The sequence below is a fragment of the Dactylosporangium sp. NPDC051087 genome, from assembly GCF_055586325.1.
Genome location: NZ_JBVJIJ010000003.1, coordinates 253,769 through 275,885 on the forward strand (window position 1 = coordinate 253,769; position 22,117 = coordinate 275,885).

The following is a 22,117-nucleotide window of genomic DNA, read 5'->3' on the forward strand; positions in this document are numbered from 1 at the left end:
CGTCATGCGCAAACTGTTCGTCCGCGCGGTCGCGGCGCTGTTCACCGCGAGCCTGCTGCTCGCCTTCCCGGGACCCGCCGCCGCGCTGGACCCGTTCACCGGCTACCTGATGGCCCACTTCACCGGCGAGTCGTCCACCGCCCAGCAGATCTACCTCGCGCACAGCAAGGACGGGCTGCGCTGGACCGACCTCAACAATGGCGGCCTCGTCCTGCAGTCCAACGTGGGCACCCGCGGGGTGCGCGACCCCGCCCTGGTCCGCTCGCCCGCCGGGGACCGGTACTGGATCATCGCGACGGACCTGTGCATCGGCTGCGGCCAGGACTGGTCCACGTCCATCAACAACGGCAGCCGCAACCTCGTCGTGTGGGAGTCCACCGACCTCGTCGCCTGGTCCGCGCCGTGGCTGCTCAACGTCGCCGGCGCGATCCCCGACGGCCGCAACGCCTGGGCGCCCGAGGCGATCTGGAACCCGGCGACCAACGACTACGTCCTCTACTGGGCCACGAACGTGCCGCTGAACGGTGCCACGAAACACCGCATCTACTCCGCCCGTACGTCGAACTTCCGCACGATCACGACGCCGCAGCCGTACATCACCCGGCCGGGCGGCCAGGAGATCATCGACACGCAGATCGTCGAGGTGCCGGCCGGGGTCGGCGGTTACCGCTACGTCCGCACGTCCGGCGACGGCCAGATCACCATCGAGGGCAGCAACTCGATCCTCGGCACGTGGACGACGCTCGGCAACCTGTCGGGCATCGGCCTCACCGGCGCGCAGGTCGAAGGCCCCATGTGGGTCAAGTTCAACACCGGCAACTCGTGGGCGCTGTACCTCGACCAGTACGCCTCGGGCCGCGGCTATATGCCGGTGCTGACCGGCAACCCGTCCAGCCCGTCCGCCTACCAGATCCCGGCGGCCGGCTCCTACGCCATGGGCGGCACGAAGAAGCGCCACGGCGCGATCCTCAACCTCACCGCCGCCGAGGAGACCCGCGTCCTGAACCGCTGGCCCAGCACCAGCACGGTCAACCGCATCCAGTCCTACAACTTCCAGGACCGCTACGTGCGGCACAGCAACTACGACGTCCGCATCGACGCCAACGTGAGCCCCGCGCAGGACGCCCAGTTCCGTGTCGTGCCGGGCCTCGCCGGCACCGGCACCGTCTCCTTCCAGTCCGTCAACTTCCCCGGCTACTACCTGCGGCACTACAGCTACGACTTCGTCCTGGCGGCGAACGACGGCACCACCACCTTCGCCGGCGACGCCACCTTCCGCCAGGTCGCCGGGCTCGCCAACAGCGCCTGGTCGTCGTTCCAGTCGTACAACTTCCCCGACAGGTACATCCGCCACAGCAACTACCTGCTGCGCCTCGACCCGATCACCGACGCCACCGGCCGCTCCGACGCGACCTTCCGCATCACCACCTGATGAGAGCGCGGCCGGCGCCCGCCGTCGCGGGGCGCCGGCCGCTTCACCCCACCCCGGTCCCGCCGGCGGCCGGGCCGAGCGGGGCCACCGCCGGCGGCGGGACCGGTGACGGCTCCTTGAGCTCGACGAAGACGGCGTGGGTGTCGGTGGTGCCGATGTTCTCCCCGGTGTGCTCCTGGGCGCCGACCCAGCGGGCCTGGGCGGCGGGCAGGGAGATGTCGGCCTGGCGGCCGCCGCTGGAGACGCGGCGCTGGAACGCGGCCAGCGTGACCATGACGCTGTCGGGGTGGCTGTGGGGATGGGTGCGGTCGCCGGGGTGGTCGCGATACTGCAGCACCCGCACCCGCTCGTTCTCGAACAGGACGCTGTAGAGCTCCGGGTCGGTGACGACAGGGACGGGCGATCGGCTGGATCGAGCACGCCCTCGAGCCGCTGCGCCGCGACGGGTCCGGCGTCGACGTGCGGGCGCTCGCGGTCGCCGTCCGCTCCGCCACCGGCATCGAGACGCTGATCTGGCTGACCGACATCGCCGGGCAGAGCAGGCAGGAGGCCGCCGAGACCGTGCGCCGCACCGCCCGCGCCCTCCTCGCGGCCGCCCTGGCGGAGCGCGTCACACGTCGCGGCGGCGGATCGTGAGCAGAGCGAGGACCGCGGCGGCCGTTGCCCACACCGCCAGCGCGGCGAACGACTGCGGGACGGAGGCGACGTGCTCGCCCGGGATGGTGTGCTGCGGGTCGATGTTGACGAGGCGTTGCCACGCGCCGTAAGGCAGCGCGTGCGCGACGGCGGCCTGCAGGGCGTCGCGGCGGTCGTCGAAGAAGTTCGGCACGATGATGAGCAGCGCGGTGGTGCCGACGACGGTCGTGGCGCTGTGCCGGACGACGACGCCGAGGGCCAGCCCGGTCAGGGCGGACACCGGGGCCATCAGCGCGGTCCCCAGCCCGGCCCGCAGGACGCCGGGGTCACCGGCGGACACGCCGTGGCCGCCCAGGATCGACTGGCTGACGCCGAACGAGACGGCCGCGATCAGCACGCCCACGAGGCCTGCCACGGCGGCCACGACGAGCACCTTGGCGAGGATCACGGACACCCGGGCCGGGACCGCGGCGAACGTCGTGCGGATGAGGCCGCTGCTGTACTCGCTGACGACCACGATCGCACCGATGCCGCCGCACCCGAGCATGAGGATCAGGACGCCGCTGTTGCTGAACGCGTCCTTCAGCGCGTAGAAGTGCGGCTGCTCCGTGTGCCGCAGCACGCCGGCGTCGACGCGGGCGCCGTTGGCGTTGATACCGATGACGACCAGGGCGAGCGTGAGCAGGCCGTACGGGATGGACGGCAGCGACCGCAGTTTGATCCACTCGGCGGCGAGCAGGTCCCGGAAGCGGGCGGTCATCGGGTGCCTCCCGACCGGTGCTCGGCCTGGCCGGCGGTCAGCCGCAGGAACGCGTCCTCCAGCGACGGCCGGTGCTCGGTGAGCCCGGACAGCGGGACGCCGGCGGCCGCGGCGAGCTCGCCGATGCGGTCCGCGCCGAGGCCGGCGACGGTGAGCGTCCCGGCGCCGCGGGACAGCAGGGTGGCCCCCGCCGACGAGAGCAGCCCGGCGAGCGCCGACGAGGACGGGGTGCGGACGGTGCAACTCGGCGCGGTGAGGTCCCGGACGCTCCCCACCGCGACCAGTGAACCCTTGCCGATCACGACGAGCTCGCCGGCGGTGTGCTCCATCTCGCGCATCAGGTGGCTGGAGACGAACACGGTGCGGCCCTGCGCGGCGAGGCGCTGGAACAGCCGCCGCACCCACAGCACGCCCTCCGGGTCGAGGCCGTTGAACGGCTCGTCGAACAGCAGGACCGGCGGGTCGCCGAGCAGCGCGGCGGCGATGCCGAGCCGCTGCCGCATGCCGAGGGAGAAACCGCCGACGCGGCGGTGCCGCACGCCGTCGAGGCCGACCTCGGCGAGCACCTCGCCGACCCTGGCGCGCGGCAGGCGGTTGCTGACGGCGAGGGCGGTGAGGTGCGCGCCGGCGGTACGTCCGCCGTGCACGTCGGCGGCGTCGAGCAGGGCACCGACGTGCCGGAGCCCGCGGGACAGCCGGTGGAACGGCGTGCCGCCGACGGTGACGGTCCCGCCGGTGGGCCGGGTCAGACCCATGATCATGCGGAGCGTCGTGGACTTGCCGGCGCCGTTCGGCCCGAGGAACCCCGTCACGACGCCCGGCCGGACGGTGAGGGTGAGGCCGTCGACCGCAGTCGCCGCCCCGTAGCGTTTCGTCAACCCGTTGAGTTCGATCACGACACCCACCGTGCCCGCCGGGCCGCCGGTGGCGCATCGGCCCGCGCGCCGCACCCGAGCGGTCGGGATGCGCCCCGGGGCGTACGCCCACGGGCCAATGCGCTCGGGGACGGCCGGCCAATACGATGGGCCGGTGCTGCGCTGGGCCTGCCTGCTCGCCTATCCGCTCGTCGTGTTCGCGGCCGTCCGCACCGGCGTGCACGACCCGTCCTGGTTCCCGTTGCTGCGGTACCTGCTGCCGTTCCTCGTCGTCGCGGTGCCGGCGGTGCTGCTGCGGCGGCTGCCGGCGGCCGGGCTCGGCCTGATGCTGCTCGGCACGGCCGTCATCACCGGCACGATGCAGTCGATGGAGGACGGGTACTTCCGGGACGTCCGCGACATGCAGTTCATCACCGTCGACGCCGCGGTCGGCTACGTCGCCGCCCGCACCACGCCGCGCCGGTCCGCGTGGGCGGCCGGCGCGGCGCTCGCCGTGCAGGTCGCCGTCATCGAGGTGAACCCGTTGCGCGGCCGGGCGGCCGAGAGCGCCGTCATGCTCGCGACGCTGATGCTCGCCACCGCCTGGATGGCCGGCACGCTCATCCGGCAGCGCTCCGAACACGCCACGGCACTGGCCCAGCAGGCCGTCACCGCCGAGCGGCTGCGCATCGCCCGGGAGCTGCACGACATGGTCGCGCACAGCATCAGCGTCATCGCGATCCAGGCCGGCGTCGGCAGCCGGGTGCTGGACTCGCAGCCGGCGCAGGCCCGCCGCGCGCTCGACGCGATCGAGCTGACCAGCCGCGACACCCTCGCCGGGCTGCGCCAGGCGCTCGGCGCGCTGCGCGGCGCCCCGCTCGGCCCGCCGCCGGGCCTGGACGACGTGGAGCGTCTCGCCGGCACCGTCCGCGGCGCCGGCCTGCACCTGGAGGTCCGGTGGCTCGGCGACCGCCGGCCCGTCCGGCCCGACATCGACCTGTCCGCGTTCCGCATCGTCCAGGAGGCGGTGACCAACGTGGTCCGGCACGCCGGCGTCCAGACCTGCCGGGTCAGCATCCGCTACGACACCGACGAGCTGAGCCTCGAGGTGTGCGACGACGGCACCGAGACGGCGCACCCCGGCGACGGCTACGGCCTCGCCGGCATGCGCGAGCGGGCCGGGCTGCTCGGCGGCACCCTCGAGGCGGGCCCGCGCCCCGAGGGCGGCTTCCGGGTCGCCGCGCGGCTGCCGCTGTCCCCGGCGGGCGCACCGTGACGATCGGGGTCGTCCTCGTCGACGACCAGCCCCTGATCCGCGCCGGTCTGCGGGTACTGATGACCGAGACCCCCGACATCGCGGTGCTCGGCGAGGCCGGCAACGGCGCCGACGCGATCACGGCCGTCGAGCGCCTGCGCCCCGACGTCGTCGTCATGGACATCCGGATGCCGGGCGTGGACGGCATCGAGGCGACCCGCCGGATCACCGCCGCTGATGCCGCGCCGCGGGTACTGGTCCTGACCACGTTCGACGACGACGAGTACGTCTTCGGCGCGCTGCGCGCCGGGGCGAGCGGCTTCCTGGTCAAGGACATGGCCCTGGAGGAGATCCTGGCCGCGATCCGGGTCGTCGCCGCCGGCGACGGGCTGCTCGCCCCGTCCGTCACGCGCCGGCTCATCCACGCGTTCGTCCAGGCGCCGCACCGCGCCCACGCCGCCCTGTCGCCGGTCACCGGCCGGGAACGCGAGGTGCTCGTCCTCGTCGGCCGCGGCCTGTCCAACGCCGAGATCGCGGCCGCGCTGTTCATCAGCCCGGCGACCGCCAAGGCCCACGTCGCCCGCCTGTTCACCAAGCTCGGCGCCCGCGACCGGGTCCACCTCGTGATCGCCGCCTACGAGGCCGGTCTCGTCTGACCGTCAGCAGCCGGTGTCGAGCGTCCACGGTCGTCGCCGCCGGGCCGTAGCTCAGTGCCAGCCGCGCAGGGCGAGGGTCTCGCCGCGGGCGATGGCGGCGAGGGCGTCGGCCACGTAGTCGACGACGTCGGGCGGCAGCGCGGCCGGGTCGGTCCAGCGCAGCTCGCTGCACTTGGCGGGCTCGCCGATCACCGGTTCGCCGGACCAGCGGTCGACGGTGAAGAACAGGTGGAAGTATTCGCTGTCGTCGGCGTCCTCGGGTGCGGAGTGCAGCAGCAGCGCGAGGCGGCAGCTGTGCGGGTCGGCCTCGACGCGCAACTCCTCCCGCAGCTCCCGCACGAGCCCGGCGACCGCGTCCTCGGCGCCGTCGAGGTGCCCGGCGGGCAGGCTGAGCTGCCCGTGCCGGAAGGTCGTCCCGGCCCGCCGCAGCAGCAGCACCGACCCGTCCCCGTCGCGGAGGATCCCGTACACAGCGGCGGCAACACGGAACCGTTCACCAGGCATCTGCAGATCTTAGGTCGGTCGCCGCCGGACGTGACGGACGGTACTGCGGCGGGGCGCGATGCGTTAATCTCGCTGGACCGTCAGACGTCATCACCGGCACCGCGTTTCAGTGAGCAGGGGCGATGCGGCAGGAAGCGAAAGCGCACGGTCCGGCGGTCTCGGCCGAGCGGACCGGCGAGGCGCGGTTCGACCGGACCGAGGGCGTCAACGTGGCGGTCACCGGGGCCCTGACCGGCGCGGTGACGGTGCTCAACTTCGTCGGCCTGCCGATCACGGTCCTCGGCGTCCTGATCACCGTGGTCGTCGCCGTTCTGTACTGGGACGACATCGCCGGACGGTTCGGGCCGGCGGCGGTGCCGGTCCTGGTCGGCGGCTGGGCGCTGCTCATGGTCCTCATGTTCGTGGGCGGGGTCGTCGCCCGGCGGTTCCGGGCGCTCGGCTCGGCGGCGGACGCCGCGCTGGGCCGCTCGCTGAGCAGGTATCACCACCACTACCGGGTCTGGGTGATGCGGCAGAACGCGCACGCCCGCACCGCGCATCCGCGGCCGACGATGGGCCCGTCGAGCCCCGAGCTCGACAAGGTGTTCGTCGACGTGAGCCTGGTGCCGCGGCCGCCGCACTCCGTCGGCGGTCACCTGTTCGCCGACGCGCCACCGACGGTCGTCGAGCGGCTGTCGATCTGGCTGTTCCTCAACCGCCGAAGGCCGCAGACGCTCGTGGTGCTGGGCGCGCCCGGCAGCGGCAAGACGACCCTGCTGCGGCACGTCGCCCGGCGGGTCGCGAGCCGCGCGCTGCTGCCCGGCCAGCGGGCGATCCCGGTGCTGCTGGAGATGCGCTCCTGCGTCCGGAACATCCGGGAGGACGCCGACCTGTCGCTGCCGGCGCTGGTGCGCGCGGTGACCCGGGAGATCCCGGCCCGGGAGCCCCGGGACTGGTGGGAGGTGCGGCTGCGCCGCGGCAGGTGCGTCATCCTGCTCGACGGGCTCGACGAGATCGTGCGGCCCCCGGACCGGACCGCCGCCGTCGCATGGCTCGAACGGCAGATGCTCAACTACGGTGCGAACCATTTCGTGCTCACCTCGCGCCCGCACGGCTACGAGCGCGTGCACCTCGCGGCCGCGACGGTCCTGCAGGCCCGGCCGTTCACCGACCGGCAGGTGAGGGCGTTCCTGCGGCAGTGGTATCTCGCGGTCGGCCAGCGCGAGGCCGCCGACCACGACGTGCGGACGGGCCGGGCGGAGCAGCAGCGGCAGGCCCACGCGTCGGCCGACGAGCTGTTCGGCCTGCTCGCCGCCACGCCCGCCCTGCACGACATGATGGCCAACCCGCTGCTGCTGACCATGATCGCCAACGTCCACAAGTACCGCAAACAGCTCCCCGACAACAGGGTCCTGCTCTACGAGGAGGTCTTCGAGGTGATGCTCACCCCGCGGGGCGAGCCCGACCCCCAGACCGCCCGGGCGTCGTGCGACCAGCTGGCGGCGCTGGCCTTCCACCTGATGGCCACCGGCAGCGCCGTGCTCGACGTCGGCACCGCCCACGGCACGGCGCCGCCGGTGCTCGCCGACGCGAAGAACAACGGCCTGCTGGTGGAGCGCCAACCGGGCATCTTCGAGTTCGCGCACCTCACCTTCCAGGAGTACCTCGCCGCCCGGCACGCCGCCGACGCCACCTCGATCGGCGTGCTCGTCGACGGCCTGGGCAGGTCGCACTGGCGCGAGACGATCCTGTTCTGGGCCGCGATGCGCCCGGCGGACCCGATCGTGTCCGCCGCCCTGGACACCAACTCGGTCGCGGCGCTGTCGCTGGCCTTCGAGTGCCTGGAGCTGACCCCCTCGATCGACGGCGCGTTGCGGGCGCGCCTCGACGATCTCATCGCCGCCGCGCACCACGCCGACGCATCCGCCGACCTGCGCCGACTGGCCGGTGGTGTGGAGGCCACCCGCTACCTGCGCAAGGGGGTCCCGACGTCCGCCGGTGGCTCCGTGTGCACCGCGGGTGTCCCGGCAGGGCTGTATCACCTTTTCATCCGCGACACCGGCACTCCACCGCCGGACCGGCCGCTGCCGGGCGATCCGCGCGCTCAGGCGGTCGCGCAGGGCATGTGGGCCTCCGACGCGGCGCGGTTCGTCGAGTGGGTCAACGACGTCGTGCGCGATTCGGACAACCTGGTGCCCGCGTGCCGGCTCGCCACGGTCGAGGAGCTCACCGAGGTCGACGTCCGCGTGCGGTTCGCCAATGTTGCGGTCTGGGCCGCGCCGCGGGCCGGTCGCCTGCCGGAGCGCTGGCGGCCGGGAGGGGCCACCATGGTGGCGTCGCTGCGCGTCGCCGTCGTGCAGGACGCCACGCGGGCGCCGCTGGTCTGCCAGGTGCTCTCGCATCTGGTCCCTGACCGGCTCACCCTCATGATCCGGACGCTGGAGCCGCTCGCCCGCAGCGTCGGCCGCGTGCGAGCGCAGAGCCGAGCGGTGATCAAGGAGGAGGCCGAGCAGGAGCGACGTACCATGACGACGTACGACGGCGGGCCTCCGCGCACCGAATACGTGCGCGATCCCGACGCGCCGAACGGCTACAGAATCCGGCATACCGGTGGCGACACGGATGAGGTGCGGGGGCAGGCCCGCGCGCGCCATACCACGCTGGTCCATCTGCTCGCGGCGTCCGACGACCCCGACTGGTTCGCGACCCGCGAATACGACCGCTACGACCACATCCGCGTCAGCGACCAGCTGGCGTTCGCCGGCGCGCTCGTGACACTCACCGGGCGGGCACTGCAGGCGGTCGCAAGGGTGGCCGACCGGAGCCGGCAGCACGGCCTCGGCACCGTCGCCGGCATCGCGGACACGACGGAGGCCATCCGCGTGGCGCGGCGCCTTCACGACGCGCTCGAGGTGTGTGCCGCCGCGGACGAAGCGGTCCGGCGTGCCTTCGACAATCCCAGATCGACCTACACCCAGACCCAGGAGTGGCGGCAGGCGTGGCTCAAGGCGATCCGGGACATGTCCTCGGTCGTCGACGAGGTCACCGAGGCGGGGGTGCTGCTGGACCGGGTCGCCCTGACGGACGTGACGGTGGACGTGGAGCCGGGACAGCCGGGCGGTGTCGGCGCTGTGCTCGGGCCCGCGCTGGTGTCGGCGTGTTCCGCGTTGACCGCCGCGGACGACGTCGCCGGCCGGGATCGGCCTGAGGAGCAGTTCGCCTCGACATTGCTGCGCAGGGCGGGCGTCGATGGGTCGACCTACCCGACGATGCGCCTCGAGTCGATCGCCGGCGAGGTCAAGGCGCTGATCGAGCGGTGGCGGCACGGCCCGGACGAGCGACGTCCGCGTGCGCGGATCCTGGACCGTCATGTGCTGCCGCTGTTCAGCAGGGCCGAGCCGGCGGACGCCGCGCGGGCCGCGAACGTCATGTGCCTCACGCTCGGCTTCACCGCCATGGCAACGGAGGAGCGAGACTGGCGGGTGCTCGTGGCGGCCGCGGACGGCGCGGTCGAACTGCGGCGGCGGGCGGTTGATCTCGCTCCGGAGATGATCGTACTGGCGCGCAGCGAACTCGGCGCCGAGGATTGAGGAGGTCGACGTTGCACGGACGTCCACTGTGGATCTGGGCGGGGCGGGTCGTCTGCGCCGCGGTCGTGGCCGGCCTGGCGGTGTACCTGGTCGCCGTCGGGCTCGATCGGGCGGACAAGATCGCCAGTGCGGTGGCGGCGGTCGCCGGGCTGCTCGCGCTCGTCGCGCCGTACCTGGTGCCCGTGTCGCAGCCGCCGGGGGCGCCGAGCATCCGGGTGTCCGACACCGGCGGCGCCACGGTGCGCGGATCGGGCAGCGCCAACACCGGCCTGCGGGCGCGGCGGGCGCCGGCGGGCGACGTGACCGTTGAGCGGACCGGTGACGCCAGTGCCAACGGCGGCGACGCGAGCACCGGCGCCGACCTGGACTGACGGTCGAGGGCTGTGTCCCGGCCGGCGGGGGAGCCGTCCGGGCGGTAACGGTGCCGACCCGAAACATTAAAGAATGTAAATATTGCCGGGTCTCGACGGAAGAATTCCGGGCGCCTACCGTCGCGTCATGGATCGTCGCACCATGCTGCTCGGGCTCGGCGCGGCCGGCGTCGCCGCCGCCGGGGTGCCGGGCCGGGCAACGGCAGCCGCCAGGCCGAACATCGTCGTCGTGCTCATCGACGACCTGGCGCGGCGCGAGATCGGGTGCTACGGCAACACGTTCAACGAGACGCCGAACATCGACCGGCTCGCCGCCGACGGTGTCCGGTTCACCGCCGGTTACACGGCCGCGCCGGTGTGCTCGCCGACCCGGGCCAGCATCATGACCGGCCAGTACCCGGCCCGCGTCGGCATCACCGAGTACCTCGGGCCCAGCGGCGACGACTTCCTGCCGACCAGCCACACCACGCTGCCGGAGACGCTGCGCGACGCCGGTTACCGCACCGGGCTCATCGGCAAGTGGCACCTCACCGAGACCTACACCGGACCGGTCCGGGATCGGCCCGGCAACCCGTGGTCGCACGGGTTCACCGACGTGATCGCCTCCGAGCAGCAGTACATCGCCGGTGGTGACTACTTCCACCCGTACTTCATGCTGCCGGACCTGCCCGCCCGCAAGGAGAACGAGTACCTCGTCGACCGGCTCAACCTCGAGGCCGTCGACTTCATCACGGGCTCGCACCAGCAGGGTAAGCCGTTCCTGCTGTATCTCGCCCACTACGCCACCCACGCGACGCTCGCCGCGCCGCAGGCCATCGTCGACAAGTACCGGGCGAAACCGGGCTCGGGGCAGCCCGGGAAGAACCCCGTCCTGGCCGCGATGCTGGAGGTCATCGACGACGGCGTCGGCGCGATCCGGGCCACCCTGACGCGGCTCGGCATCGCGCAGGACACCGTCATCCTGCTGCTGTCGGACAACGGCGGTGACAGCGCCGTGGCGCCCAGCACGCCGCTGCGGGGGGCCAAGGCGACCCTCTACGAGGGCGGCGTCCGCGTGCCGATGATCGCCTACCATCCGGCCGGCGCCGCCGGGCGGGTGGTCGACACGCCGTTCAGCACGGTCGACTTCATGCCGACGTTGCTCGACGTCGCCGGTGTACCGCGACCCGCCGCGCAACGGCTCGACGGGGTCAGCTTCGCGGGGCTGCTCGCCGGCGGTGCGGCACCCGCGCGCGAGGACCTGTTCTGGGTGTACCCGCACTGGCACCCGCCGGGCTTCCCGTCCGCGTCCGTCCGCAGTGGACGGTACAAGCTGCTGCGCCGCCTGCACGACGGCCGGGAGGAGCTGTTCGACCTCGTCGCCGACCCTTCGGAGGCAAACGACCTGGCCGCGGCGCAGCCGGCGCGGGTGCAGGCGCTGCGGTCCGCATTGGACGCACATCTGCGCGACGTCGGCCTGCTGCCGCCGTACCCGACGCCGGAGAACTTCCCGGACGTGGTGCTGGAACAGGAGTTCGACGCGGGTCTCGGCGGGTTCACGGTCCTCGCCCCGGCGCCGGAGGGGCGCGCCGGGACGGTGCAGGCGGCGGGCGGCGCGCTGACCGTCGCGGCCGGGGGAGCGCCCGCGTTCGCGTTGCTGCGCTCGACCGCCGCCGCCACCGTGTCGCCCGTCGCGGTCGTCGCCAGCCAGCGTTCGTACGCCAACGCGGCCGCCACCAGCCAGGACACGCTGTTCGCCGGGCTGGTCAAGGACGCGCAGAACTACGTGCTCGTCTGGTACAACCACCGGCTGAAGCGCACCGGCTGGGACGTGCGGATCGGCAACACCCTCACCGGCCAGCGCGTCACCCAGCTCGACGCGGCGATCGCCTACCCGGGGCCGAACGCGCGGCTGGCCTGCGTCCTGCACCGCGACGAGGTCACCGCCTACGCCGTCGCCGCGGGCGGTGCGTGGCAGTACCTGTTCACCGCCGACGTCGGCCGCTTCGTCCGCCTCGACGACCCGGCGGTGCGCGCGCAGTACCGCTACGGCTTCGGCGTCCGCGTCGACGGCGGAACGCTCACCGTCGAACGGTTCGCCGTCCGCCGCTGAACCACTGCATAACATTGCGGTTATATGAGGATTGGGTAATACTCGCTGGGTGGACGTCTTCACCGCGCTCGCCGACACCACCCGGCGGGGCATGCTGGACCTGCTCGCCGACGGCGAGCGACCCGCCGGCGACCTCGTGGCCGCCTTCCCCGGGCTGACCCAGCCGGCGATCTCCCGCCACCTGCGGGTGCTGCGCGAGGTCGGCCTCGTCGAGGTCCGCGCCCGCGCGCAGCACCGCATCTACACCCTCAGACCCGAGGGACTGTCGGAGGTCGACGCCTGGCTGCGGCGCTACCGCGAACACTGGGCCGGCCACCTCGACGCCATCGAGCGCCACCTCGCCGGCACCCGAGCCGAGCAGAAAGCAGCTGAGTGATGACCATCGACGACCGCCTCGGCCACCTCGACGTGCACGGCGACGAGGCCACCATGACCTTCCGCCGCCGCCTGCCGTTCCCCATCGACGCCGTCTGGGCCGCGATCACCGACCCGTCCCAGCGCGCCGCCTGGTTCGGCGCCACGACGATCGAGCCCCGCGCCGGCGGCGCGATCACGATGATGCCCGACGACCCGCCGGCCGCCCCCGAGGCGAAGGAGATGACCGGCCGCATCCTGACCTGGCAGCCACCGTCGGGCGCCGCCCCCCGCACCGCCGTCCTGGAGCACGAGTGGCGGCAGCGGATCGTCGAGGACGGCGTGGTGCGCTACGAGCTGACCGAGGACGGCGACGCCACCGTGCTGCTGTTCGTGCACCGCGGCCTGAGCGTCCGCAACGCGCAGGGCTTCATCCCCGGCACGCACGCGTTCCTGGACCGGCTCGCCGCCCACCTGGCCGCCGGGGACCTCCCGGACTGGGGCCAGCGCTACGCCGAGCTCGCCCCGGCGTACCGGTAGCCGGTCCCGGCCGGCCGGCGGCGACGGCTAGCATGCCGGGCATGATCGAGGAGCTGATCAGGAAGGCCGCCGCCGGGGACGACGACGCCGCCGAGGAGCTGGAGGCGATGGCCGCGGCCGCGCCGGAGCGGCTGGTGCCGCATCACGGACTGCTGCTCGACCTCGACGTGTTGTGGCCGCCCAAGGTGTACCGGGGAGCCGGCGCCGACGTGGTGCGCCGCCTCGTCGAGCGGGTCGACGGCGGGCAGACCCCGGACGCGCTCAACCATCTGCTGCTCGCCCTCGCGCACACCCGCCATCCCCACGCGGAGGAAGCCTTCGTCCGGTGGGAGGCGCAGCCCCCGCCCGGCTCCGCCGACCTGCACGTCGGCCCGCTGCAGTACGCGAAGGAAGGGGGCTGGACCGCCGGCGGCCGGGACCTGTGCGGGGACACCGCATTCGAGTGGCACCTGACCGCCGCGCCGCCGGTCGCCGGCGGCCCGGTGTGCCCGTGGTGCGCGTCGCCGCTGTGGACCGCAGCCGACGTCGACACCGCCGAGCCCGCGGTCAGCGCCGCGCTCGCGCACACCGGCTGGACCGGCCGGCTCGTCGTGCGGACCTGCCACTTCTGCGCCTGCTACGCGACACTGTTCAGCGAGGTCACCGCCGACGGGGGCAGCACGTGGTGGCCGGGCAACACGCTGCCGAGCTACGCCCCGACCGGCACCGGCCCGGAGGACCCGCCCGCGCTGCTGCCGGTCACCGGCCCGCGGCGGCCCAACCCGTTCCTGGCGAGCGCGTGGCACGACGGCGGCTCCACGCTCGGCGGCCACCCCGAATGGATCCAGGACGCCGAGCACCCCGACTGCCCCGGATGCGGCCGGCCGATGGACTACGCCGGCATGCTGTACGGCGGCGACTTCGACGACTACGGCGAAGGCGCCTACTACCTGCACGTCCACGCACCCTGCGGCTTCGCCGGCGTCAACTACCAGCAGAGCTGATCCGGTCGGCGCGACCGCCGTCATGCCAGGTAGCGGACCTCGAAGGTGATCGAGATGCGGTTGTTGGTGGTGTCGTACTCGTCGAAGTGGCCCGCCGTCCACAGCGTGAACGTGTACGTGCCCGGCCGTTGCGGCGCCCGGAACGCGATCGTGCACTCGCCGTAGGACATGGTCGGGATGCCGGGGCCGTAGCAGACCGCGTTGCGCGGCCCGTGGCCGGACGACATGCTCGTCAGGTAGAGCGACGGCCACGGCACCGGCTCGTAGAACTCCGGATACTGCTCCGGGCTGTCCGGCGCGAACTCGACGAACACGGTGCCGGCGGCCGGCCCGGGGAACGGGCGGGGCCCGGTGATGCCGCCCGTGCGCCAGCCGGTGTTGTGCGCGCGGACGGTGACATACTGGATACCGCCGGGGAACACCGGGGCGGGATTGCTGAACCCTTCGAGGGTGATGTCCGCCCGAAACCGGTAGCAGTTCACCGTGCAGGGCGCCGCCGACGCAGGGATCGCCGGGACACCGGCCCCGGCAAGTGCCAGGCAGGCCGTCAGGATGTGCCGCAGCCACCGCATGGGCAGACGGTAGAGCCGGACGACGGCACGGGCAACGCTCCGGCCTCGATCCGACAGCCGGTCGGCGGCGGCGGTCCGGCCCATCGGGCAATGCCCCACCCCGGCGCCGAGATGATCTTATGTGCGCATGAACCGGCGCATGCAGCTCGTCATCGGCGCCGCCGTGGCCGTCGTCGTGCTCGTCGCCGCCGGCGTCGTGTGGGCCGGCAACCGGTCCGGCGCGCCGGGCAAGACCGCCGGTGACCCCCGGCCGGTGTTCGCGGGCGAGCCGAAGACCGTCGGCAGCGCCGGTGACGTGGTGAAGAACGAGCACGTCACGGTCACCGTCGATGCCGGTACCGTCGCCGCCGGGGCAGCCCTGAAGGTCGGCCTCGGCGCGCCGCCGGCCGGCGTCACCGGCCCCTTTGCCGAGGAGGCCTGGGGCGCGCCGGTCCAGGTCGAGCACGGCGCCCCGCTCGCGAAGCCGGTCACCCTGACCTGGGACGTCGCTTCGCTCACCCCGGCCGAGCGGGCCACGATCGTGCTCGTGCGGTGGAACCCCGACCTCGCCGCGTGGGCGCCGACCGGCGAGCCGGTCACCGTCACCGACACGACCCTGACCGCGCGCGTCACCCAGTTCTCCATCATCGACTGGGTCAGCAACGGCGCTGCCGGGCTCGGGCAGACCATCGGGGAGTGGCTCGGCAAGCGCGCCGACGCGCCCAAGTGCAACGGCAAGGACCTGCCGTCGTGGGTGCGCTCCGTCGTGCGCCCCGACGAGGACCTGAGCGCCGCCGCGATCCGGACCTGCGTGGAGCCCGACAAGTCCGGCGTGATCACGGTCCGGGTCGCCAACAACCGCTCGCACGGCCAGCGCATCACGCTCACCCCCGGCGGGGTCGAGTGGGCCTGGGTGTGGAACGGGGAGGCCGACGTGTCGCCGGCCGGCTGGGCGTGGACCGCGGCGCGGGCGGCGTTCGACTCCCGCAGCCGCGCGCTGATCCCGCAGGTGCACACGATGGCCTTCGGCGTCGCCCGCCCGGCCACCCCCGGACCCGCCGAGATCACCATGACCGCGCACACGTCCGTCGTCACCATCTTCACCGACATCGTCGGCATGGTCGTGGACAACCTCACCATCAAGGGCTCCGGGTCGCCGGTGGTCGACGCGTTCCTGCAGGGCCTCTACGAGTGCGGCGGCAAACGCCTGCTCAGCAGCCGGCCGGAAAGCTTCAAGGAGGCGACGACCATGGCGCTCGGCGTGGCCGTCGACTGCGTGAAAGCCGTCCTGGAGCCGAGCGACGACGCGCTCGCGACCGCGGTCGTCACCGCCTACGAGAACGCGCTGCGCGCCCAGATCGCCAAGGGCGGCGCCGCCGCGCAGAACGCGGTCAAGGCGGGCCGGCTCACCCACGAGATCTCCCGGCGGCTGCGGTACCTGCAGCTGTTCGAACTCACCGAGTACCTGAGCAGCCAGCTCGCCGACGCCTTCGTCACGGCCGTCAGCATCACCCTGCACCTGACCGGCGCGCCGCAGGACCTCGGCGCGTGGACCGCCGGGTGCGCCGACGCGGCCGCGGACGCGAACCTGCTGTACCGCAACCTCGCGCTGCAGGACCGGTTCGCCGACAAGAGCAAGGAACTGTGGCAGTTCCCGACCTGGGCCACCGACGCGAAGACCGCGGTGAAGCCGCTCGGCAGGTGCACCGCCGCCCAGCACGACGCGGCCGCCGCGCAGGTCGACAAGACGTGGGGCGACAAGAAGGCCGCGGCCGTGGTGTCGCAGGCGATCCGCGAGCTGACGCCGGGCACCCGCATCGTGTCCGCCGACCCGTGGGGCGACGGCTCCGCCGGCTCGGCGAGCACCCGCCGGGGCGGCGGCGACGACAACTGCATCCCGTCGGAGCTCGCGCCGCGCCCCGACGGCTTCCGCTGCTTCGCCGGCGGCACCATCTCCGACCCGTGCTTCGCCAATCCGCGCAGCACCACCGAATACCTGTGCGCACCGGAGGGGATGACCGGCGCCTGGACCCTGCTGAAGGGCGTCCCGCGCGGCGCCACCTTCGTCAACGACGGCCCCGCCGCCATCTTCGCCGTCCGCCTCACCAACGGCGCCGTCTGCCGCCGCTCCTCGGGCTCCGGCCCGGCCGGCGTCCCCGGCTACCCGTACTGGACCGGCTGGTGCACCGGCGGCCCATGGGGCACCGGCAGCAGACTGTGGCGCGTCGGCGACGGCATGAACGACGCCCCGAACTACCCCCTGTATCCGACGAACGACCCGAAGGTCTTCGCCGCCGCCGTCGAAACGTCCGAAGGCAAGGTCGAACGCCTCCCCGCCGCAACCGCCTGGCGGTGACGCACAGCGCCGGACCGACGCGACCGTCCGCACCGTCAGCAGAACTGACGGTCGTCAGATCGGCTGCTCCCACGGCACCATCATGTGGAACGACCGGCCCAGGAGCAGCCGCAGCGCGGGCCCCTGGGCCGTCAGGTGGGTCAGCAGCGGCGTCGCGGGATCGCGGGCGGCAGGCAGCGCGGCGGGATCGAGCCGGCACAGCCGCAGCAACTCCCCGGGCCCGGCGCGGGGATCGTCGAACGAGGACAGCGCCGAGCGCAGCATGTCCTGCTCCGGCGGGTCGTCGGCCCACTCGATCGTCAACCACGCACCGGGGAACCACTGCAGCGCCTGCCGGAGCAGGTCGGCGTGCGTGGACACCGACGGACCGAACCACCGGTCGAGCACCGGCACCGCGGCGGCCAGGCCGGCGAGGCCGCGCTCCCGCGGCACCAGCAGGTCACCGCGAAACAGCGTGAGCCACAGCAGCGGCACCTCCCGGTCGGCGACGGCGACGACCTGCTCGGCCTCGAAGTCCGGGTCCTGGTCGATCGGATCGGGCCCGGGCCAGCCACTGGCGCACAGGAATACCATCGCCTCGCTCACCGCCTCGAGACTATCGACGGTCGGCCCGGACGGTCGAGGACCTGAGCGGAAAGGCCGGCGGGTGCCGATCACGGGCTGCCGCGCTCAGGTCGGCCCGCCGGGTCGTGCGAGCAGCTGCTCGCGGAGGATGTCGGCGTGCCCGGCATGGCGGGCGAAGTCCTCGATGAGCAGCAGCGAGATGAACCTGAGGCTGACGTCGCCGGGCGATGGGCGCACTCTGGTGTCGTTGAGGTCGAAGCCGGCGGCGATCGTACGGGAGCGGGCGCTGGCGCGTCCCACGGCGCCGCGCCATGGCGTTGGATCGCGGCGCCGGCCGTGGCGGAAGGTCCTCGGGGAGCGGTGCGTCCAGAGCCGACGAAGGCCGGATCGACGACCAGGATACGGCAGGCCGGAGGCGCCCCGCCCGGTCTGACGGGGCGCCCCGCGGCGGGACGTCAGTCGAGCGGCTGGCGGGACAGGGTCGCCGGTTCCCGGCCGGCGAGGAGCCAGCCACCGGCGTACGCGGCCACCGGCAGCCCGACCAGGATCGCGGCCAGGCTCAACACGGGTGGGTGGCCGAGCCAGTGCAGAGCGCGATGGTGCCAGGCGATCAGGGCCAGGTACGCGCCGCCGGTGCCGATCACCGCGCCCAGCACGGCGAGCGACGCGGCGGTCGCCGCGGTCAGGGCCCGGCGGGTCCTGCGCGGTGCTCCGGCGGCGGTGAGGGTGCGCAGGTCGCGGGCGGTCTCGCTGCGGATCAGGCCGACGGTCATGGCGAGCACGCCGAGGGCGACCGCGCCGCCGATCGCGGTCGCGTACCAGGCCAGGCGGGCGACGTCCGCGCCGGTCGGGCGGGTCTCGACGGTGAGGCCCGCCGCTTGCGCCGTGTCCTCGGTGCGTTCGATGCGGGTCTGGTCCATCGGCCGCGGGACCTTGAGCAGCCAGCCGGCGGGGACCACATTGAGGTGCAGGGCGTCGATGGCGTGGGTGGTGATCAGGGACCGGGGCAGTGACGTGTAGGCCGGCAGGTCCGCGTGCTGGACCTTCGGGCGCCACGTCCTGTTCTTGGACGTCGGGAAGAAGTCGTACCCGTCGTAGTTCGCGCGATAGGTGACGATGTCGACGTCGGCGGCGATGCCGGACGGGTCGATGCCGTAGTGGGCGAGCAGCTCGGGTGTCGCGACGAAGAGCGGCTCGGACTCGTCGCCGCTGTACGACGTCATGGTGCGGCCGTCGACGGTCCGGGTGCGCGGCGGCCCCATGTGGGACACGGGCCGGCCCTGCCGGTCGCCGCGCGACATGGGGGTCTCCGGGTCCACCGTGACCTGCAGGGGGAGCACGGAGGTGGCGTTCAGACCGGCGGCGATCGCGTCGACCCGCTGCCGGGCCACGGTCGCCTGTTCGGCGGTGACCTCCGGCACCGGCCCCTCGACGCCGTCGGTGCCGAGCCACACGATCAGCTGGTCGGCGGGCATGGTGCCGCCGATGGGCGCGGCGGCCTTGGCGACGGTCACGGCCGCGCTGAGCGCGACGACCGCGGCGATGCCGACGGCGAGGGTGATCGCGGCGAGCGCCGCACCGGAGCGGGCCCGGAACCGGGCCAGGTCGCGCAGCGCCAGCCGGGGCGCGACGGGTGCGCGGCGGGCGAGGCGACCGGCGGCGGCGATGCCGACGGGGGCGAGCAGCAGCAGTCCGAGCGCGGTGCCGAGGACGCCGCCGATGATGTACGGCGGTTTCGTCTGCTGCGACGCGGCGAGGGCGCCGAGCCCGGCGGCGAGCAGGACCGCCCCCGGCACGGCGAAGCGGTGGGAGGGGCGCGGCGGCACCGGACGGGCGGACAGCGCGGCCACGACCGGGACCTTCGCGGCCGTGCGGGCGGGCCACCATGCGGCGCAGACGGCGGTGAGGAACGCCAGCAGTACCGCCGCCGCCAGCGACGACCAGGACAGGTCGAACCGGTCGATGCGGCGCCCGAGCAGCGGCTCGAGCCGGGGGCCGAACGCGAGCCAGGCGGCGAGACCCGCGGCGGCACCGCCGAGCGCGCCGACACCGCCGATGACCGCGCCGTTGGCGACGAGGACGAGCCGGATGTGCCGGTGGCTCGCGCCGAGCGCGCCGAGCATGCCCAGCGACCGCATGCGCCGTTGCGCCATGACGGTGAACCCGGCGACGGCGAGCAGGCCGACGAACAGCAGCCCTACCGTGGTCAGCATGAGCACCAGGACGCTGCCCGGGTCGGCTCCCGTATCCCGGACGTTGATCGACATCCCGGACGGCTTCGGCCGCGCGGCGAGCTCGTCCCGGGACGCCTGGATCAGCACGACCGTCTCGCCGACCTGGGTGAGCTGGCCCGGGGCGACGAGCGCGAACCGGTCCCGCAGGTCCAGCGGGTTCTCCACGAGGCCGACGACCGTACGCTGCCGGCCACCGGCGTCCCAGGTGCCGCCGACCCGCAGCCCGAACAGCTTCGCGACCCGCTCGGTGACGGCGACCTCGGCGGGGCCCTGCGGGTAGCGGCCGCTGTCCAGTCGCAGCAGGATCCGCCCGTACGGCCCGTCGGGGTCCTGCGCGCGCAGGTCGACGGCGTTCGCCGAGCCGGGCACCGGGATCTTCTGGTAGTCGATGACCTCGATCGTGCCGAAGGAGCTCCGCAGCGTGGCCACGTCGGCGGCGGCGTCCGCGCCGGCGGTGCTCAGCGAGGCCCGGAGGCTCGCGGTGCCGAACATCGCGGCCTGCGGATCCCCCGCGGTGCCGGCGACGCCGAGCCCGACCGTGGTGGCGGCGACGGCCGTCATCAGCAGCGCCAGGACGAGCGACTGCTGGCGCCATTCCCGGCGGAACAACCGCCACGCCCAGCGGCCGACGGCCCGCCGTGCCTGCATGCCACCGTGGCCCTTGCCCAGCGCGAGTGGGCGGTCGTCGAGGTCGACGCTCACCGCGCCGGCCCCCCGGTCTCGCTGAGCAGCGACTCGGGGCCGGGCCGCGGCGCCGTGCGGTCGACGATGCGGCCGTCGCGGATGAACACGACCCGGTCGGCCCACGAGGCGAGCTGCGCGTCGTGCGTCACGACGACGGCGGCCAGGCCACGCTTGCAGGCGGCGAGCAGCATCCGCATGACGGCTTCGCCGTTGGCGGAGTCGAGCGCGCCGGTGGGCTCGTCGGCGAGCAGCAGCCGCCGGTCGCCGACGACGGCCCGCGCGATCGCGACCCGCTGCCGCTCACCGCCGGACAGCTGGTCGGGGAAGCGGGCCGCCCGGTCGCCGAGCCCGAGGTCCTCCAGCACGCGCAGCCCGGCGCCACGAGCCTTCCCGGCCTTCACCCCGTCGAGCTCCAGCGGCAGCGTCACGTTCTCCGCCGCGGTGAGCCCGGGCAGCAGGTTGAAGTCCTGGAACACGTAACCGATGGCGCGGCGCCGCAGCCGGCTCCGGTCGTCACGCGACATCGCCGCGAGCGGCTGCCCGGCGACGAGGACCTCACCACTCGTCGGCGCTTCGAGCGCGCCGGCGATGGTCAGCAGCGTGCTCTTGCCCGAGCCGCTGGGGCCCATCACCGCGACCATTCTGCCGGCCTCGACCGACAGCTCCACCTCGCGCAGCGCGTGCACCTCGTCGGTGCCGTCGAGGTAGGTCTTCGAGACGTTGCGAAGCTCGAGGACGGGGCTCATCGCCGCACCCCCGCCCGGCGCCGGATCAGCGGGGCGGCGGGCTTCTGCGCCGGGGGCTCCAGCGCGGCACGCTTCAGCCGACCGTCGGCGGTGTCCAGCCACTGTACGACCGAGTCGAGGCGGTAGAGCTCGGCGTCGACCACCAGCGCCAGGCCGAGGTCGAGGTCGGCTTCCTCGTCCTTGAGCCGGGTCCACTGCTGCATCAGCTCGACCAGGTAGCGCCGGTGCGTCTGGATGACCTCGTGCACGTCGACGCCGGGCAGCCGCACCGCGACGAGGACCTTGATGACCAGCTCGTCACGGGGCGGCGACTCCAGGTTGGGCGGCGTGCGCAGCCACCCGGCCAGCTCCTCGGCACCGTCCTCGGTGATCCGGAACCCGCGCTGCGGCCCGGGCTCGGCGTCGCCGTCGGACTGCACGAGCCCGTCCCGCTCGAGGCGCTGCAGGGTCGTGTACACCTGCCCGACGTTGAGCGGCCACACCTCCCCGGTGCGCGCCTCGAACTCTTCCCGCAGCTGCAGCCCGTACTTGGGCCCTTCACTGAGCAACGCCAGCAACGCGTGCCGGATGCTCATGCCCACCACATCCTCGATAGCATGACCGGTATAATACTCGGTATACAAGCCTTGTCGACCCCCGCCGCCGGCACTAAATCGGTGTCCGGGCGGGCGGGTGCGGTGATAGACAGCCTGGGTGGGCTCGACCCGCTTCGACCGGCTCGTGGAATGGGACCCGGATGACTGAGTGGCTGCAGTGCACGTGTTCGAACCGGCGCTCGTGGACCCCGCCGGCGCCCGTCCCGGCAGGCCCGGCGACCACCTGCCGCCCCTCACCACTGGCGGCACGGCTGACCCGGTCCACGACCGGCCGCCACGGCCCCGCACCGGTCCACCGCTGGGACCGGGCGGTACACCGCGTCAACCGTCCACGACTCGTGTCATGGAGCCGCACCAGGCGCCGCCCGGAGCGCCGCGGC

The 22,117-nt window shown here is 73.6% G+C and carries 21 protein-coding genes; 11 read left to right on the forward strand and 10 right to left on the reverse strand.

Features of this window, described 5'->3' with window-relative positions; translation table 11 throughout:
* Positions 1-4: 4 nt before the first annotated feature.
* A complete protein-coding gene (locus ACZ6TV_RS07730) occupies positions 5-1,432 on the forward strand; it encodes a glycoside hydrolase family 43 protein (RefSeq protein WP_465296374.1) in 1,428 nt (475 codons plus the stop codon).
* A 43-nt stretch (positions 1,433-1,475) separates the two neighbouring features.
* On the opposite strand, the gene ACZ6TV_RS07735 is transcribed toward ACZ6TV_RS07730, so the two are convergent.
* Positions 1,476-1,769 carry a cytoplasmic protein gene (locus ACZ6TV_RS07735; protein WP_465296375.1) on the reverse strand — a complete coding sequence of 98 codons (294 nt, stop codon included), beginning with the start codon at positions 1,767-1,769 and terminating at the stop codon, positions 1,476-1,478.
* A 122-nt stretch (positions 1,770-1,891) separates the two neighbouring features.
* On the opposite strand from ACZ6TV_RS07735, the gene ACZ6TV_RS07740 reads away from it, so the two are divergent.
* A complete protein-coding gene (locus tag ACZ6TV_RS07740) occupies positions 1,892-2,068 on the forward strand; it encodes a hypothetical protein (protein WP_465296376.1) in 177 nt (58 codons plus the stop codon).
* Here ACZ6TV_RS07740 and ACZ6TV_RS07745 read toward each other — a convergent pair.
* Positions 2,043-2,828, reverse strand: a complete 786-nt coding sequence (locus ACZ6TV_RS07745) for an ABC transporter permease (RefSeq protein ID WP_465296377.1) — start codon at positions 2,826-2,828, stop codon at positions 2,043-2,045. The genes ACZ6TV_RS07740 and ACZ6TV_RS07745 overlap by 26 nt on opposite strands.
* Positions 2,825-3,733 carry an ABC transporter ATP-binding protein gene (locus ACZ6TV_RS07750; protein WP_465296378.1) on the reverse strand — a complete coding sequence of 303 codons (909 nt, stop codon included), beginning with the start codon at positions 3,731-3,733 and terminating at the stop codon, positions 2,825-2,827. The genes ACZ6TV_RS07745 and ACZ6TV_RS07750 overlap by 4 nt, the downstream gene beginning before the upstream one ends.
* A 124-nt stretch (positions 3,734-3,857) precedes the next feature.
* On the opposite strand from ACZ6TV_RS07750, the gene ACZ6TV_RS07755 reads away from it, so the two are divergent.
* Entirely contained in the window at positions 3,858-4,958 is a 1,101-nt protein-coding gene (locus ACZ6TV_RS07755) for a sensor histidine kinase (protein WP_465296379.1), read from the forward strand.
* Positions 4,955-5,593: a response regulator gene (locus tag ACZ6TV_RS07760; protein WP_465296380.1), complete on the forward strand. Its 639-nt coding sequence runs from the start codon at positions 4,955-4,957 to the stop codon at positions 5,591-5,593. Before ACZ6TV_RS07755 ends, ACZ6TV_RS07760 begins: the two co-directional genes overlap by 4 nt.
* 51 nt (positions 5,594-5,644) lie before the next feature.
* Here the strand turns inward: ACZ6TV_RS07760 and ACZ6TV_RS07765 are convergent, their stop codons facing one another.
* A complete protein-coding gene (locus ACZ6TV_RS07765; protein WP_465296381.1) occupies positions 5,645-6,097 on the reverse strand; it encodes an NUDIX domain-containing protein in 453 nt (150 codons plus the stop codon).
* 122 nt (positions 6,098-6,219) lie between these two features.
* Here ACZ6TV_RS07765 and ACZ6TV_RS07770 point away from each other — a divergent pair, with 122 nt between their 5' ends.
* The 6 genes from ACZ6TV_RS07770 to ACZ6TV_RS07795 all read left to right on the forward strand — a co-directional run bounded on the left by ACZ6TV_RS07770 (position 6,220) and on the right by ACZ6TV_RS07795 (position 14,006).
* Positions 6,220-9,666, forward strand: a complete 3,447-nt coding sequence (locus tag ACZ6TV_RS07770; protein ID WP_465296382.1) for an NACHT domain-containing protein — start codon at positions 6,220-6,222, stop codon at positions 9,664-9,666.
* An 11-nt stretch (positions 9,667-9,677) separates the two neighbouring features.
* Entirely contained in the window at positions 9,678-10,037 is a 360-nt protein-coding gene (locus ACZ6TV_RS07775) for a hypothetical protein (protein ID WP_465296383.1), read from the forward strand.
* A 127-nt stretch (positions 10,038-10,164) separates the two neighbouring features.
* Entirely contained in the window at positions 10,165-12,129 is a 1,965-nt protein-coding gene (locus tag ACZ6TV_RS07780) for a sulfatase (RefSeq protein ID WP_465296384.1), read from the forward strand.
* Between the two features lie 49 nt (positions 12,130-12,178).
* Positions 12,179-12,505: an ArsR/SmtB family transcription factor gene (locus tag ACZ6TV_RS07785; protein ID WP_465296385.1), complete on the forward strand. Its 327-nt coding sequence runs from the start codon at positions 12,179-12,181 to the stop codon at positions 12,503-12,505.
* Positions 12,505-13,023, forward strand: a complete 519-nt coding sequence (locus tag ACZ6TV_RS07790; RefSeq protein ID WP_465296386.1) for an SRPBCC family protein — start codon at positions 12,505-12,507, stop codon at positions 13,021-13,023. The genes ACZ6TV_RS07785 and ACZ6TV_RS07790 overlap by 1 nt, the downstream gene beginning before the upstream one ends.
* Positions 13,024-13,064: 41 nt before the next feature.
* Positions 13,065-14,006 (forward strand): hypothetical protein, encoded by a 942-nt coding sequence (locus ACZ6TV_RS07795; protein ID WP_465296387.1) that lies wholly within the window; start codon positions 13,065-13,067, stop codon positions 14,004-14,006.
* 20 nt (positions 14,007-14,026) lie between these two features.
* On the opposite strand, the gene ACZ6TV_RS07800 is transcribed toward ACZ6TV_RS07795, so the two are convergent.
* Positions 14,027-14,578, reverse strand: a complete 552-nt coding sequence (locus ACZ6TV_RS07800; RefSeq protein ID WP_465296388.1) for a hypothetical protein — start codon at positions 14,576-14,578, stop codon at positions 14,027-14,029.
* A 127-nt stretch (positions 14,579-14,705) separates the two neighbouring features.
* Between ACZ6TV_RS07800 and ACZ6TV_RS07805 the strand changes: the two genes are divergently transcribed.
* Positions 14,706-16,913 carry a hypothetical protein gene (locus ACZ6TV_RS07805; protein ID WP_465296389.1) on the forward strand — a complete coding sequence of 736 codons (2,208 nt, stop codon included), beginning with the start codon at positions 14,706-14,708 and terminating at the stop codon, positions 16,911-16,913.
* A 54-nt stretch (positions 16,914-16,967) separates the two neighbouring features.
* Here ACZ6TV_RS07805 and ACZ6TV_RS07810 read toward each other — a convergent pair whose 3' ends face one another.
* The 5 genes from ACZ6TV_RS07810 to ACZ6TV_RS07830 form a co-directional block, all read right to left on the reverse strand.
* On the reverse strand, positions 16,968-17,498 hold the full coding sequence (locus ACZ6TV_RS07810) for a hypothetical protein (protein ID WP_465296390.1): 531 nt from the start codon (positions 17,496-17,498) through the stop codon (positions 16,968-16,970).
* An 84-nt stretch (positions 17,499-17,582) separates the two neighbouring features.
* Positions 17,583-17,987, reverse strand: a complete 405-nt coding sequence (locus ACZ6TV_RS07815) for a mycothiol transferase (protein WP_465296591.1) — start codon at positions 17,985-17,987, stop codon at positions 17,583-17,585.
* The gene (locus tag ACZ6TV_RS07820; protein ID WP_465296391.1) at positions 17,933-20,413 is read right to left on the reverse strand and encodes an FtsX-like permease family protein; all 2,481 of its coding nucleotides are present in this window, start codon (positions 20,411-20,413) and stop codon (positions 17,933-17,935) included. The genes ACZ6TV_RS07815 and ACZ6TV_RS07820 overlap by 55 nt, the downstream gene beginning before the upstream one ends.
* Entirely contained in the window at positions 20,410-21,141 is a 732-nt protein-coding gene (locus ACZ6TV_RS07825; protein WP_465296392.1) for an ABC transporter ATP-binding protein, read from the reverse strand. The genes ACZ6TV_RS07820 and ACZ6TV_RS07825 overlap by 4 nt, the downstream gene beginning before the upstream one ends.
* A complete protein-coding gene (locus ACZ6TV_RS07830) occupies positions 21,138-21,716 on the reverse strand; it encodes a PadR family transcriptional regulator (RefSeq protein WP_465296393.1) in 579 nt (192 codons plus the stop codon). Before ACZ6TV_RS07830 ends, ACZ6TV_RS07825 begins: the two co-directional genes overlap by 4 nt.
* Positions 21,717-22,117: the final 401 nt, after the last annotated feature.

Bases quoted from the DNA above. Each gene is read 5' to 3' on its own strand.
- ACZ6TV_RS07730 (WP_465296374.1), top strand. From the start codon at position 5: ATGCGCAAACTGTTCGTCCGCGCGGTCGCGGCGCTGTTCACCGCGAGC.
- ACZ6TV_RS07745 (WP_465296377.1), bottom strand. From the start codon at position 2,828: ATGACCGCCCGCTTCCGGGACCTGCTCGCCGCCGAGTGGATCAAACTG.
- ACZ6TV_RS07765 (WP_465296381.1), bottom strand. From the start codon at position 6,097: ATGCCTGGTGAACGGTTCCGTGTTGCCGCCGCTGTGTACGGGATCCTC.
- ACZ6TV_RS07770 (WP_465296382.1), top strand. From the start codon at position 6,220: ATGCGGCAGGAAGCGAAAGCGCACGGTCCGGCGGTCTCGGCCGAGCGG.
- ACZ6TV_RS07780 (WP_465296384.1), top strand. From the start codon at position 10,165: ATGGATCGTCGCACCATGCTGCTCGGGCTCGGCGCGGCCGGCGTCGCC.
- ACZ6TV_RS07790 (WP_465296386.1), top strand. From the start codon at position 12,505: ATGACCATCGACGACCGCCTCGGCCACCTCGACGTGCACGGCGACGAG.
- ACZ6TV_RS07795 (WP_465296387.1), top strand. From the start codon at position 13,065: ATGATCGAGGAGCTGATCAGGAAGGCCGCCGCCGGGGACGACGACGCC.
- ACZ6TV_RS07800 (WP_465296388.1), bottom strand. From the start codon at position 14,578: ATGCGGTGGCTGCGGCACATCCTGACGGCCTGCCTGGCACTTGCCGGG.
- ACZ6TV_RS07805 (WP_465296389.1), top strand. From the start codon at position 14,706: ATGAACCGGCGCATGCAGCTCGTCATCGGCGCCGCCGTGGCCGTCGTC.
- ACZ6TV_RS07825 (WP_465296392.1), bottom strand. From the start codon at position 21,141: ATGAGCCCCGTCCTCGAGCTTCGCAACGTCTCGAAGACCTACCTCGAC.
- ACZ6TV_RS07830 (WP_465296393.1), bottom strand. From the start codon at position 21,716: ATGAGCATCCGGCACGCGTTGCTGGCGTTGCTCAGTGAAGGGCCCAAG.